Origin of the sequence: Pseudoalteromonas sp. PAST1 (assembly GCF_021532515.1) — a bacterium.
In the GTDB taxonomy this organism is placed as follows: Bacteria; Pseudomonadota; Gammaproteobacteria; order Enterobacterales; family Alteromonadaceae; genus Pseudoalteromonas; species Pseudoalteromonas simplex.
The window spans coordinates 15,645-28,439 of the sequence record NZ_JAKGBH010000004.1; the positions used below are offsets into that span (position 1 = coordinate 15,645).

Below are 12,795 nucleotides of genomic sequence, written 5' to 3' on the forward strand. Positions count from 1 at the left end.
GCATGCGTATTTGGCAATTAGTTTTAGCGGGTATATTAGTGTTTAGCTCGGCTGTAAAAGCGGAGCAAGAGCAATCTGTGGTCCTTATTTCGATAGATGGCTTTCGTTGGGATTATATTGAAAAACACCATGCAAAACACTTAAAAGCAATCAGTGAGCAGGGCGTACGAGCTAGCAAAATGCGTCCTGTTTACCCGACCAAAACCTTCCCGAATCATTTGTCGATTATTACCGGCTTGTTGCCGGTTAATCATGGCATTGTCGAGAACCGCTTTTGTGATACTGAGCGCAACGACTGTTACAAAATGGGGAAAGGGAAAGACGATAGCACTTGGGTGAGTGGTATTCCGCTTTGGAACCTAGCGCAAATGCAGGGCTTAAAAGCCGCAACCTATTTTTGGCCTGAATCAGATGCGCGCTTTAACGGTATGTTGCCTGATTACTTTTATCATTATTCAAAACACAGTGATTACCAAAAGCGTGTTGATCAAATTATTCAGTGGTTGAGCTTACCAAAAGCGCAGCGTCCACGTTTGGTTGTAAGCTACTTTTCGCTGGTGGATAGCATGGGGCATGAGTTTGGCCCAGATGCCAAAGAGACTTATGACGCAGTGCAAAAGCTCGATAGTTTAATGGCTGATTTATCGAGCCGTTTAAAAGCGCTTGATGAAAACATTAACTTGGTGATTGTGTCTGATCACGGAATGACCTCTGTTGATCCAAGCCTTAGCATTAAAATTGATAGCTTGCCGCAAGATGAAAACTTCATAATGCAAAACACTGGCCCTCGGGTTTTATATTATGCAAAACCAGATAGCAAAGCAGACATCAACGGGTTCAGCAAAAAGCTTGCTAAAGCCGCAGATGGTCGTTACGTCGTGCTAAGCGAGCAGCAAAAGCGTGATTATCACTATAATAAAGGCCCGCGCGTTGGCGATATTATTTTACAAACCGACGCACCTCGTGTGTTTACCGACAGTAAAATGGCTGGTTACCTAGGCACTCATGGTTACGCTTACAGCGAAGATATGGCCGCAACCTTTATCGCCACTGGCCCCGCCTTTAAACAAGGCCTTCGTTTAGACGAAGTAAGTAATTTAGATGTGTACCCGCTGATCGCTAAAATACTTGGCCTTGAGATTTTAAGCCCAATCGACAGCGACGGCGCAAGTTTGTGGCCGGCTATGAAGCAGTAAGCTTTGAGTTAGTTTGTGCCAGCACATTACTAAGGCTAAATACGATACCGTAGGCGTGAAATTTATTTCGCGCGAAACAAGTTTCACGCCTACGAATTAATACATTAGGCACTGGGCGCTAGGATTTAGGTTCTTGGACGCGATGTAAAATCGCAGCTACAGACTCACACCCGTTACCTACAACTTCGTTACCCACCCGTACTCACCATGGCTTTGAAACTTGTAGCTTTGATTACCGGCATCAAATTGGCCTTGTAGGGTGTTTTCTGTGAGGGTCATCACGGCTTGATGGCCTGCTTTAGCATGATCATTGACTTTGCCAAATACACTTCTATCGCCATTGCTGGCTTCAATAATGTTACTAATTTCGACGGTGTAACTGAGGTATTCGTCGATCACTAAAATAAAGTGATCGCCGGGTTGTAAGGTTTTTAGGGTGTCTAAATCAAATTCGCTGAATGCGGTGTTTGCTAATTGGTCAGGCAAACGGCCTTGTTTATATAGATAATCGTGCGCATGATTAGATAGCTGATTAAGCGGCGCAGTTAAGTTCACAATGGGCTGTGGGGCTATTTGGTCGGCCTGCGCTTTGTAAGAGGCAACAAACTGCTGTGTGCTTGGTTTTGTTTTAAAACCATCACTTTGAATGTGCCATTCATTCAGTGCAAATGCTGTAAGTGGCAGAATGAAGATTAATGCAAGCGTCCTGTTCACATGTTTCTCTTACGGGTTTTTATGTTAACTCATTGTTAGTTTTTACCTTAAGTTAACAACCCGGTCAATGGTTAATCACTAAGTAGTGGTTTTTATTATCGTGTCGATAAAATTAATTTGTTTTACTCGGCTTTGAATGCTCAGCATAATCCGCGTTTTTTTGTCACCGAAACTCAAAGACCAGAGGTACCAAGCATGCGCGGGTGGATCATTTATAAAGATAGCCAAGGCTTGTTAAAACAAGAAACCTATGAAGTAGAACGTTTACTTGCTGCAGCCGAAGAAGAGGGCATAGATTTACAAGTTTATTCGCCTGATCAATTTGACCTGACTATTACCCGTGAAGACGGTAAAAGTATTTTAATTGATGGTAAGTCAGTTGAGCTCCCCGATTTTGTTATCCCTCGCATGGGGGCAAGTACAACTTATTTTGCGCTAGCGATTATTCGCCACCTTGAACGTTTAGGTGTGTATTGTGTTAACAGTTCGCAATCCATCGAAACAGTAAAAGACAAATTATTTGCACAGCAAATTCTTGCAGAGTGTAATTTACCAACGCCAAATACCATGTTGGTTAAATTTCCGGTGAATATTGATTTGGTTGAAAAGCAAATTGGCTTTCCTGTGGTTATTAAAACCTTATCGGGCTCGCAGGGGAGTGGTGTATTTTTATCAAAATCAAAAGAAGAGTTTGATGACTTAATGCAGCTGATTGAGGCTGCAAATCCACAAGCAAACATCATTTTACAGCAGTTTGTTAAGTCCAGTCATGGCCGTGATTTGCGAGTACTTACTATCGGTGGTCGTGCTGTTGCATGTATGGAACGTAACTCACAGGGTAAAAACTTTAAAGCCAATGTTAGTGCAGGTGGCACAGGTAAGTCATTTCCTATTACGCCAGAAATCGAATGGCTTGCAACCCAAACAGCGAACGTACTCAACCTTGATGTAGCAGGCATCGATTTATTGTTTGATGAGCAGCACTTTAAAATTTGTGAAGCAAACTCAAGTCCAGGCTTTGAAGGCTTAGAAGGTGCGTTGGGTATTGATGTCGCTAAAGAGATTTTGCACTTTATTCGCATTCGTTTAGGTATTTTTGATAAACCCACAAAACCAGAAGCGCAAGAAAAAGCAGCTGAGAGCGCAGCTTAATCTTCGGTTATTTTTGCACAAAAGCCATTTTCTGAACTTAGAAATAAGTTGAGTGAATGGCGGTTGCAAATTGCTTGTACGGTTGCAAGGCCTAAACCAAACCCTTCTTTTTGACGCGCCGGATCGCTGCGATAAAAGCGTTTTGTGAGCTGTTGTAAATCATGTTCGTTGACACCCTTACCATTGTCGACAACTGATATACTTTTTTCAGCAATTATTATTTTAATCGTTGCGCCCTTACCAGCGTACTTTATAGCATTTTCGACTAGGTTAAAAATTGCTTGAAACAACAGGTTTCGATCACCGCTTAATTGCCAAGATGAAGAAATAGCGACATCAATTGATTGACCGTTTTGTTCGGCACTGGGTTGTAGAATTTCACTAATATCATTGGCAAGTTGACTACTATCAATTGTTTCGAGCTGCAGCGGAAATTGTCCATGTTCTAAACGTGTGAGCTTTAGCATGGCGTCAAAGGTGTTAATGATACTATTGAGCTGTTCAAGCTCGTAGCCCATTTCTGGCAGCTTTTGTAAACGCTGCTCTAAATTAAGTTTTAATCGTGTCAGTGGGGTTTTTAGATCATGAGCGATATTATCGGTAATTCCCTGTACCAAAGCGAAATTTTCCTCTACTGCATCAAGCATTGTATTGATGTGAGCTGCTAAACGATCAAATTCATCACCTTTATCTTTATGGGATAAACGCGCGCTTAAGTTGCCATTTTGGACTTGTTCGGCTGTTGCATTGAAGTAGTTTACACGACGCAAATGTCGACGAGAAAATAGGTAACCAAACAAGCCTGTTAACGCTATTGCTATGATAAAAGTCCAACTAGCGATTGATTTGAAATCGATGATTAAACGTTGTAAATGCTCTGTGGCAGTGGCAAGCACGATATTGCCATAAACGGTTTTAACTTTGCCTGTTGTGAGTAGGCGTATTTGACCTCGTCCGGTATCAAGAACAGGAAAAACAACTGTTTCAGGGAGTGAGGGGATATTATCGGGTAAAAAGCTTAGCTGCTGGCTTTGTTCATAATCACTCTGCCAAAAAATTAAAACATCACCTTCGCTTCTGAAAACATCAAGCTGTTGAAAAAAGCTTTGCTTGTCAAATTCGGAGGCGAGCGCTTCGATACGTGTTTTTTCGGCATCAAGGCGCCGTTCAACTTGACGGCTCTGCTCGCCAAGTAACAGTTGGTAGATTAAAGTAATCGCAAGTAATAAAGTAACAGCGGTAATTGCTGCAAAGGCCAATGTTAAACGCCAAACTGAGCTTTTTCTTGGGTCGAACAAACGTAGGTTATTTTCGTACATTAACTCTCACTAGCTTTTAAGCGGTAGCCGACACCGCGAACAGTTTCGATTTCTAATTGCGCGGACGCTTCTGTGAGCTTTTTACGAAGCCTCGCAATATGCACGTCAATAACGTTGGTGCCAGGATCAAAATGATATTCCCATACCGATTCAAACAATAAGGTACGGGTGACTAATTTGTCTTGGTGATCTAATAAATACCTAAGCAATTTAAATTCTTTGGGCTGTAAATTAACAGTTTTAGTGTTTACTTCAACTCGTTGATTACTGTAGTCGAGCGTTAAATTGGCAAGACTAATTTTAGTGCTCAGTGGGGCATGAAAGGTATGCCGTTTTATTAAGTTTTCGACTCGAATAGCTAATTCAGAAAAAGAGAAGGGTTTTGTTAGATAATCATCACCGCCGGCTTTTAAACCTGTCACTCTGTCGTCTACTTTATCTAGCGCAGATAGTATTAATACTGGCGTTGTTTTGCCGGTTGCTCTTAATGCTAACAATACCTGTAAACCATCAAGCTTAGGAAGCATACGATCTAGAATAATCGCGTCGTAATGTTCACACGTCGCTAGCATAAGCCCTTGTTGACCATCTTCTGCGCAATCTAATGTGTAGCCTTGCTCAATAAAAGCCTTGTATAAAAACTCGCGATTTTGCTGGTCGTCTTCAACTAATAATAGTTTCATTAATTGCCCCAACGAAGCAAAGGTAAGTTCTTACCCGTCTCAAGATCAATCGCTTTTTTGTGACGCCCTTTGCTGGTTACGAATGTGGCGACCATGTATGTGATACCCATGTCTTGCTCTAATTGGGCTTCAATTAGGTAGTGTGTTGGCTCACTATCTAGTTGAGTTACTAAACCATGTAATGTGTAACCTTTACGGCTCATCAAATTAGCAGCTGCTATTTCTTCTTGTTCATCAAGCTCCGGAGCTTCATATTCAAGCTCTATTACCTTTCCCGCACTGTCTAAAAGTAATTCGATAAATCGTTGTTTTTTAGCTTCATATAAAGTGACTTCGAATACGCTTTGACCATTTTCAATTTCCAGCTCAAACTCAACAATAACGGCATTTTTCGCATAGTGCTGTTCTATGTTATATAAAACTTCAGTCGGGGCGGGGGCTGTGCTTGAATCTAGCATATTAAAAATGGCTGAACTTGCAGCAAAAGCAAGGCCAGAAATTAAGCACAGGCAAGTTAAAACTAGTTTTTTCATAATATTTCGACATTAGTTTGGCAGCACGTTTAGTGCTGCCATTGTTGTATTTTGTTGTTAATCATCAAGCTTACATGCACGTACGATGTTATCTTGTACCCACTGGCATTCTAGATCAACATATTGTTCTGTAAAACTCGCTAAGCTGTTATCTTCACTGATGTAGCCGAATAAACTAGCCTGTTGCGATTCAGTTACTGTTACTATGCCTTTTAATTCAAGAGGTTCATTGCTGTTATCACGTTCGATTTCACTGACAATATAGCTCTGTCCATCAATAAGACCTTCAAGCTCTAACCATTCACCTGAAAGAGTATCTGCTGTTAACCCATCTTCAAAAACGGTTCTATTTGTGATTTTCAAGCTGATGCCATTGATAATAATGTTGCCATTGCTGTAATTGGCAAAGCCAGAAACACTAAAATTACTGCTTAAATTAGGCGAAGTGTGGCTTTTCTCCAGATCTATTTCGTGGGCTAAAAACCAATTATTAGCTTGCTGCCAGATGGCATCTACTTCTATCGTATCTCCTATGGTTAATGTAGCGCGAGTGGTATCTTCAAATTTAGTTTGATCGGTAATACTCACTTGCCATTGATTGTTCAGGGTAACCAAGGAAGCGTCATTGTTGATGAAGGTAATTGTACCAAAAAGCGCTGTATCTAGATCGTCATCAGCTGTAAAGTTATGTTCAGCGTCAACCTCTTGTGCCATTAATAAGTTACCTTCTAAGCGGCCCTCTACTTCAACGAATTGATTGTTTTCTAATGCGCCGTCGATGTCTGCCTGTTGATATTGAACAGTTAAATCACCTAGTTTAAAAGTATAAGAGGCAGTGTTTAGATCTGTTATGAAACCTTCGAGTTCTAATTCTGCGCTGTTAGATAATGGTTGTTGGTAGGTAACCGTGAATTCACTATGGCTATTGTTATAACCGCTTAATTCAACCAGGCTACCATTTGAAAGGTTTTCGGTGTTTAAATTATTTAACTTGAAGCCCGCAATTGTAGCGCCTTGTTCATTGATACTAACAGGCCCTTTAAAACTTGGATCATAATCAATCTGAGTTGCTTCTTTACCATTTGTTTCAACTTCAACCATCATACCCACTTTTAGATCGCTGATTAATGCGTGGTTGTCATCCACCTCAATGTCAGCATTATTTGTGGCTATTTGATGTTGGTTAACTGTAATACTGTTACTTGATATCGCACTTACCTCACCGACTAATAAGCTTGGCAAAGTGAGAGTATTTTGTACTGGTTCCTCACTCTTACTACTACTGCCACAGCCTGAAAGTAGTGCACTGATTGTTGCTAACGAAATAATAGATAGGCGATTTTGATTGATTAGTTTTGTCATGATTGGTCCTTAAATTAGTCAGTGTTTGCAGTTTAACTAAGTAAGGATTGCTTGAAGGTGGAGAGAAAATTAAATTTTGTTAATGTTTGGCATTGCAGTAAATGCCTCTTCTGTATAGTAAATTAACCTTAAAATACTACAAAAGTGTACAGTGCCATCTGGCAAATCATAGGATATGGTAGATTTTTAATTGCAAGGAGTGTGTGTACATGAGTCAGCTCATCAGTCGAGCAACTGCGGGGTTAGTGGCCGTTATTATTGGTTTTACTAGCTCAATTGCACTTATTTATCAGGTCGTTATGGTGTTAGGTGGCACACCTGATTTGGTTGCTAGCTGGGTATTAATGCTTGGTCTTGCTATGGGCGTCAGCTCAATTGCGTTGTCTTACTACTACAAGGTGCCTATTCTTATCGCGTGGTCAACAACCGGAGCGGCACTCCTTATTTCAAGTGCCCAAGGGTATAGCTTAAATCAAGCTGTTGGCGCGTTTATGTTCTCCGCTGCGCTGGTGTTTTTGTCTGGCATTACTGGCGTGTTCGAAAAAATGATGAATAAGATCCCAAGTCAACTGGCCTGTGCAATGCTTGCAGGCGTGTTGGTGAATTTTGGTATTGATGTGTTCAACTTTATGAACGAGCTGCCTTTAGTGATTGGGTTAATGGTGGCTGTTTATTTATGTGGAAAACGTTACTTTCCACGCTTTGCTATGCTCGCAGTGGTTGTGGCGGGATTTTTAATAGCAGGTGTAACTGGGCAAATTGATACCTCTAGCTGGCAGTGGAAAATGAGCGAGTTTGCTTACATTGCACCTGAGTTTGATTTAAACGCCATGATAAGTGTTGGTTTACCGCTGTTTATTGTGACTATGACGTCGCAAAACTTACCAGGTATTGCTGTATTAAAAGCGCATCACTATAAAGCCCCTGTGTCGGCAGCGTTAAATGTAACCGGGCTATTAAATGTATTTATTGCACCACTTGGTGGTTATGCCATTAATCTAGCGGCTATCACCGCTGCCATTTGTATGAGCCCTGAGGCTGATAAAGATCCAAGAAAACGTTATTGGGCAAGCATTGCTGGTGGGGTGTTTTACATTATTATGGCGCTCCTCGCGGCAACCTTGGTTGGTTTGGTAGCAAGCTTGCCACAGGCATTGATTTTGGCGTTGGCGGGTATCGCACTATTTGCCACTATTGCCAGTAGCTTACAGCAAGCTTTAACTGAGGCGTATTATACCGAAGCCGCTATCGTGACCTTTTTGGTCACAGCGTCTAATCTAACTTTGTTCTCGGTTGGTTCTGCATTTTGGGGAATTGTTGCAGGTACGGTGACTTTGGTTATGACACGCAAAGATTAGTGACACGCTTCAATATTAAAAAAGCCCTAGTTACTGTATATAATAGCTAAGGCCTTTTGTTATTTAAGTAGTGGTTTTATCACTTCAAACATTGCATTGATATGGTCATCGCGGGTATTCAATGCTGGAATGTAGCGGTACTTTTCACCGCCTGCATGCTCAAAGTTTTCGCGGTTTTCGCCTTCGAGTTCTTCTAGTGTCTCTAAACAGTCGGCACTAAACGCAGGGCTTAAAATTGCAACGTCTTTAATGCCTTCAGCAGGGTAGCTTTCAAGGGTTGCGTCTGTGTATGGCTTCAACCATTCAGCTTTACCAAAACGGCTTTGAAAGGTTGTTACAGCAAAGTCTTTTTCAAAGCCAAGTTTCTCAGCCACTAAACGGGTGGTTTGCATACAAAAACAGTAGTAAGGGTCGCCGTTTTCTAAAAACAGTTTAGGTGTACCATGGTACGAAAACACCAACTTTTGTGGCGTGCCATGGGCATTTAGATCTTCGCTAATGCTAGCGGCTAGAGCATCAATGTAAGTCGGGTTGTCGTGATAACCATTAATAAAATGCAGCTCTGGCACCCAGCGCCACTTGCGAAGCACATTTGATACTGCATCAAATGTTGAGCCAATGGTCGTGCTTGAATATTGTGGGTACATAGGCAGCACAATCACGCGAGTGATACCTTTTTCGCGCAGCTCTTCAAGGCCTGCTTCAATTGAAGGGTTACCGTAGCGCATGGCCATAACTACTTCGGTGTCGTGGTGTCCTTTGTCTTTTAAAAGGGCTGCTAACTTTTTGCTTTGCTCTCGGGTAATATGAGTAAGCGGTGAGCCGTTTTCAGTCCAGATACTTTTATAAAGTGCTGCTGAACGTTTTGGGCGTAACGTAAGTACAAAGCAATAAAGGATGATCATCCAAATGAAACGCGGGATCTCGACAATTCGTGGGTCTGATAAAAACTCGCGTAAATATGTTCTAAGTGCCGCGGTAGTAGGGGCGTCTGGGCTCCCTAAGTTGGTCAGTAAAATGCCCGTTTTTTTGTTGAATCGGCCGTCGTGCGGCTTATCGGTAATGGCGGAAAATCGCGACACTGAGTGCTCCTGTATGAAGTAATCGTAATATAAATCACATTGTAACGAAGTAAGCTGACTATGTGATCACTTTATTCGCTAATTTTTGATCATGATCCTGAAAGGGTTCGGTTTTTTCGATTCTAGTTGTTGCAGTTTATTAATCGATTTAGGGCCAAATACATGCCCTTTTGGCAACAGTAAAATACCGTCGTAATTTCTGAGCGCGTGACCAAGTACCATGCCATTTTTAAGGTTTTGTGCTGAAAGAATTTTCATAGTGCCAACATTTTGAACACTCGCACAGTTAATTTCTAAGCTATTAAATATTTCTAAAATTTTTGGGTGGTAGTATGTTCCGCTATAGAGCTGTAATTGATCGCGAGCCCTTTCAAAATTACTGCTCTCTGAGCTTGAAAGTTGTGCAACGGCTTGCCAAAAATCACGGGCTACAGCTAATATCATCGCGGCTTTTGGAATCTCATTCCCTTTTAACCCTTTCGGTTTTCCTGTCCCATTATAGTGTTCAAACTGGTAATAAATTGCTTCAGATACATCACTTAAGTGAGGCGCAGGCATGAGCATTAATTGTGCTGTACTTGGGTGCGTATAAAATAGTTTTCGTTGTGTTTCAGTGAGCTCTTTAGTTGGTTTTTTATAAAGCTCTGGCTCCATTGCAAGTAGACCTATTTGTGATAAGTATCCTGCCATTTCTGTCATTTCTATAAGTTGATTGTCTAGACCAAGGCGCGTGGCTAGTTGTTTACAGGTAGCAGCAATATTTTGAGCTTGTGTTCCATCTAGGTAAGGGTTGGCATTTATAAAGTTATATAAAATCTCAAAAGTAGCGCGATGCTCATGCTTCTCTCGTTCATTTACTGTTTCAAGTTGTTTTAATACTTTACGGATTTGTTGTGTGCGCTTTTCTACCATTTGCTCAAGGTTGTTGTTTAGCTCTTTTAGTTGGCTGTTTTGCGCTTTAATTTTTTGTTCTAACTGTTGATTCTGGCGTTTCAAAGATGTTTTTTCTATCGCATCATTTATATTGCTTAGTAGTAATTCGTTTTGCCATGGTTTTTGTATGTAAGTATGAATTTTACCGATATTGACTGCAGCAATCGTGTTTTCTATATCTGAGTAACCGGTTAGTAAAATGCGCTGTGGTTCAGGAGCAATGGTGAGTGCCTGTGCGAAAAACTCAGCCCCATTCATGCTTGGCATACGCATGTCGCAGATAATTACATCAAAACTATAATTAGCTAGAGTTTTAAGTCCATCTTTGGGATCTGAGCAGGCTTTTACGGTGATATTGTTAGCTGATAATAACCGCAAAAGAGTTCGCAGCACTATTTCATCATCATCAATGCATAAAACCTGAATATGTTGTTTGCTAATTTGCTCTGCCATGCCATTTTACTATGAATCATCGTTAATCAATAACATAGCCTTAAATTAAGCCTTGTGCTAGGTTTTAAAAGAGACAAACACAGTTTGAGATTAAAATGGATGATTTTAAACAAGCTTATTTATTAGAGAAAGCGGCCAGAGAAGAGGCCGAACAATTGCTTGCCGATAAAAGCCGGATTCTGGTAGCTGTTAATAGTGAGCTTGAACAAAAAGTTGCTGATTTAGAGCATCATCAAGCTATGTTTATTCAAGCTGAAAAAATGGCAACTTTAGGCACATTGTGTGCTGGAGTCGCACATGAAATTAATAACCCGCTTGCTTATAGTATGAGTAACCTTGATAGTTTGAAAAGCTACTGTGGTTTCTTCAGCAAGCTACTGAAATTATGTAGCGAGTTTAGTGAAAATCACATAGACAAAGAGGCTTTTCATCAACAGCTGGTGGATCTAAACCAAGTACACTCTTTTGCGTTTGTTGCTGATGATTTACCTGATTTAATTGATGATACAGAACAGGGTTTGCAACGGATTAGTAAAATAGTGTCGAACTTGTTGAATTTTTCTCGCCCTAAAAGTCAGGATATGCAGTTTGCTGATATGACAGATGCAGTGACAAGTGCGGTGAAACTTCTTACTAATCAATTAAGAAATTGTCATTTGCAATCGCAATATAGCCCAATATCTCAAAGCTGGTGTAATCTAGCTGCTATTAGCCAAGTAATTGTTAACCTTTTAATTAATGCTAAACAAGCTTGCGATAATCAAGACTCTCAAACAAAAATTACTATCAGTGTTTATGAGCTAGAGCAACACATATATATCGACATTGAAGATAATGGCATTGGTATGTCAGCAGAGACCATCGCTAAAATATATGATCCTTTTTTCACTACTAAACCAGTAGGAGAAGGTACCGGCATGGGTATGACGATGGTGTATGCTATTGTGCATGAACATAAAGGTCGAATTGATATTCAAAGCTCGCAAGGAATTGGCACAAGAATGAGTTGCGTATTTCCTGTTTTGAGTCAGGTAACTAGTTGACAATATTTCAGTTGTTGCAAAAATTTGTGGATTCGCTAGTGTAGAACTAAACCCATTTAAAATTATTGAAAAGGCACGTTATGCTCAATCAACAAAGTTCAGATGTTTTTAACAACTATCTCGCCAGTCAAAGTACAACGAATCAAGTGAGTTTGGATCAAGTGCTTGGCTATATGTCTGGTTTGTTAGCCTGTTCAGAGTTTTTTGGAGAGTCAGAGCTTGCCAATTACATTGCTGATAATGATGAAGCGGTATTCAACACCTTAATGACGGATTCTGAGCCACGCGATGCAATGATTGAGCTGCTCGATAATGTGACCGAGGCACAAGTTGAACAAAAGAAGATTTTAGCCGAATTATATCCAAATGAAGTAAACAGCAATGAGCCAAGCCAAGCACTGCAAGATTTTTGTAGCGGCTATATTGCAGCTTATATCGTGAATCAAGAAATTTGGCACAGCGATTTACAATTTTTACTGCAAGCGGATGGTCAACAAGAAAATGAAAGCGAAGATGGTCAATTGTTTATTGATAATTTTGAAGCAACTCTCGATTTGCTTACCACCTTTGCAATGTGGGATCAGGCGCTAGCAAACCACCCTGAACCAGATAAACTAGGCGAAGGGTTTGTGACCTTCTTTAACGCACTAGACGAGAGTTTATCTGAAATTGCCACTATGGCGTTAATGCTTGAAGATGAAAAGCTGGCGATGTTGGAACAAGATAAGTAAATACTCCTCACCTCAGTAGAGATAAGCTGATAGTTGCATTATTTTGCTTATTTCTGCTGTAAAGCGAATAATTCCCACCACTGAAACTCTATTAATACTATAAATAGAAATATTTATACCTAAGTCGTACCTCTTTTTTCTTTCATTTTGTGGATTTGTTGATAGGATGTTTTGTAAAGGTTAACTCGCAGGCTTGAGTTAGCTTTCAAACTTGTGATTTTAAAATCAATAATACG

General features: G+C 40.6%; 12 protein-coding genes. 5 read left to right on the forward strand and 7 right to left on the reverse strand.

What is annotated here, in order from left to right; genetic code table 11:
* Nucleotides 1-2: 2 nt before the first annotated feature.
* A complete protein-coding gene (locus L1272_RS02625) occupies nt 3-1,196 on the forward strand; it encodes an alkaline phosphatase family protein (protein ID WP_235372668.1) in 1,194 nt (397 codons plus the stop codon).
* A 177-nt stretch (nt 1,197-1,373) separates the two neighbouring features.
* Here L1272_RS02625 and L1272_RS02630 read toward each other — a convergent pair whose 3' ends face one another.
* Nucleotides 1,374-1,910, reverse strand: coding sequence for a hypothetical protein (locus L1272_RS02630; protein WP_138619797.1), 537 nt, complete (start codon nt 1,908-1,910; stop codon nt 1,374-1,376).
* Nucleotides 1,911-2,105: 195 nt separating this feature from the next.
* Here L1272_RS02630 and L1272_RS02635 point away from each other — a divergent pair, with 195 nt between their 5' ends.
* The gene (locus tag L1272_RS02635; RefSeq protein ID WP_187489854.1) at nt 2,106-3,062 is read left to right on the forward strand and encodes an ATP-grasp domain-containing protein; all 957 of its coding nucleotides are present in this window, start codon (nt 2,106-2,108) and stop codon (nt 3,060-3,062) included.
* Here L1272_RS02635 and L1272_RS02640 read toward each other — a convergent pair.
* Genes L1272_RS02640 through L1272_RS02655 form a run of 4 tightly spaced genes read right to left on the reverse strand, consistent with a single transcriptional unit; the run spans nt 3,059 to nt 6,959 of the window.
* Nucleotides 3,059-4,381, reverse strand: coding sequence for an ATP-binding protein (locus tag L1272_RS02640; protein ID WP_187489855.1), 1,323 nt, complete (start codon nt 4,379-4,381; stop codon nt 3,059-3,061). The genes L1272_RS02635 and L1272_RS02640 overlap by 4 nt on opposite strands.
* The gene (locus L1272_RS02645; protein WP_138599367.1) at nt 4,381-5,064 is read right to left on the reverse strand and encodes a response regulator transcription factor; all 684 of its coding nucleotides are present in this window, start codon (nt 5,062-5,064) and stop codon (nt 4,381-4,383) included. The genes L1272_RS02640 and L1272_RS02645 overlap by 1 nt, the downstream gene beginning before the upstream one ends.
* The gene (locus L1272_RS02650) at nt 5,064-5,597 is read right to left on the reverse strand and encodes a hypothetical protein (protein WP_054553439.1); all 534 of its coding nucleotides are present in this window, start codon (nt 5,595-5,597) and stop codon (nt 5,064-5,066) included. The genes L1272_RS02645 and L1272_RS02650 overlap by 1 nt, the downstream gene beginning before the upstream one ends.
* A gap of 57 nt (nt 5,598-5,654) precedes the next feature.
* The gene (locus tag L1272_RS02655; RefSeq protein ID WP_138619794.1) at nt 5,655-6,959 is read right to left on the reverse strand and encodes a DUF5666 domain-containing protein; all 1,305 of its coding nucleotides are present in this window, start codon (nt 6,957-6,959) and stop codon (nt 5,655-5,657) included.
* 209 nt (nt 6,960-7,168) lie between these two features.
* Here L1272_RS02655 and L1272_RS02660 point away from each other — a divergent pair, with 209 nt between their 5' ends.
* Nucleotides 7,169-8,317 (forward strand): benzoate/H(+) symporter BenE family transporter, encoded by a 1,149-nt coding sequence (locus L1272_RS02660; protein WP_138599365.1) that lies wholly within the window; start codon nt 7,169-7,171, stop codon nt 8,315-8,317.
* Between the two features lie 59 nt (nt 8,318-8,376).
* On the opposite strand, the gene hemH is transcribed toward L1272_RS02660, so the two are convergent.
* Together hemH and L1272_RS02670 are read right to left on the reverse strand one after the other, a co-directional pair.
* On the reverse strand, nt 8,377-9,399 hold the full coding sequence (gene hemH / locus L1272_RS02665; protein WP_054553442.1) for a ferrochelatase: 1,023 nt from the start codon (nt 9,397-9,399) through the stop codon (nt 8,377-8,379).
* A 78-nt stretch (nt 9,400-9,477) separates the two neighbouring features.
* A complete protein-coding gene (locus L1272_RS02670; RefSeq protein WP_138599364.1) occupies nt 9,478-10,785 on the reverse strand; it encodes an HD domain-containing phosphohydrolase in 1,308 nt (435 codons plus the stop codon).
* 95 nt (nt 10,786-10,880) lie between these two features.
* Here L1272_RS02670 and L1272_RS02675 point away from each other — a divergent pair, with 95 nt between their 5' ends.
* On the forward strand, nt 10,881-11,828 hold the full coding sequence (locus L1272_RS02675; protein ID WP_235372669.1) for a sensor histidine kinase: 948 nt from the start codon (nt 10,881-10,883) through the stop codon (nt 11,826-11,828).
* Nucleotides 11,829-11,908: 80 nt separating this feature from the next.
* Nucleotides 11,909-12,559 (forward strand): UPF0149 family protein, encoded by a 651-nt coding sequence (locus tag L1272_RS02680; protein ID WP_054553445.1) that lies wholly within the window; start codon nt 11,909-11,911, stop codon nt 12,557-12,559.
* The last annotated feature ends 236 nt before the right edge of the window (nt 12,560-12,795 follow it).

Bases quoted from the DNA above. Each gene is read 5' to 3' on its own strand.
- L1272_RS02675 (WP_235372669.1), top strand. From the start codon at position 10,881: ATGGATGATTTTAAACAAGCTTATTTATTAGAGAAAGCGGCCAGAGAA.
- L1272_RS02645 (WP_138599367.1), bottom strand. From the start codon at position 5,064: ATGAAACTATTATTAGTTGAAGACGACCAGCAAAATCGCGAGTTTTTA.
- L1272_RS02655 (WP_138619794.1), bottom strand. From the start codon at position 6,959: ATGACAAAACTAATCAATCAAAATCGCCTATCTATTATTTCGTTAGCA.
- L1272_RS02650 (WP_054553439.1), bottom strand. From the start codon at position 5,597: ATGAAAAAACTAGTTTTAACTTGCCTGTGCTTAATTTCTGGCCTTGCT.
- L1272_RS02640 (WP_187489855.1), bottom strand. From the start codon at position 4,381: ATGTACGAAAATAACCTACGTTTGTTCGACCCAAGAAAAAGCTCAGTT.
- L1272_RS02680 (WP_054553445.1), top strand. From the start codon at position 11,909: ATGCTCAATCAACAAAGTTCAGATGTTTTTAACAACTATCTCGCCAGT.
- L1272_RS02670 (WP_138599364.1), bottom strand. From the start codon at position 10,785: ATGGCAGAGCAAATTAGCAAACAACATATTCAGGTTTTATGCATTGAT.
- L1272_RS02625 (WP_235372668.1), top strand. From the start codon at position 3: ATGCGTATTTGGCAATTAGTTTTAGCGGGTATATTAGTGTTTAGCTCG.
- L1272_RS02660 (WP_138599365.1), top strand. From the start codon at position 7,169: ATGAGTCAGCTCATCAGTCGAGCAACTGCGGGGTTAGTGGCCGTTATT.
- L1272_RS02635 (WP_187489854.1), top strand. From the start codon at position 2,106: ATGCGCGGGTGGATCATTTATAAAGATAGCCAAGGCTTGTTAAAACAA.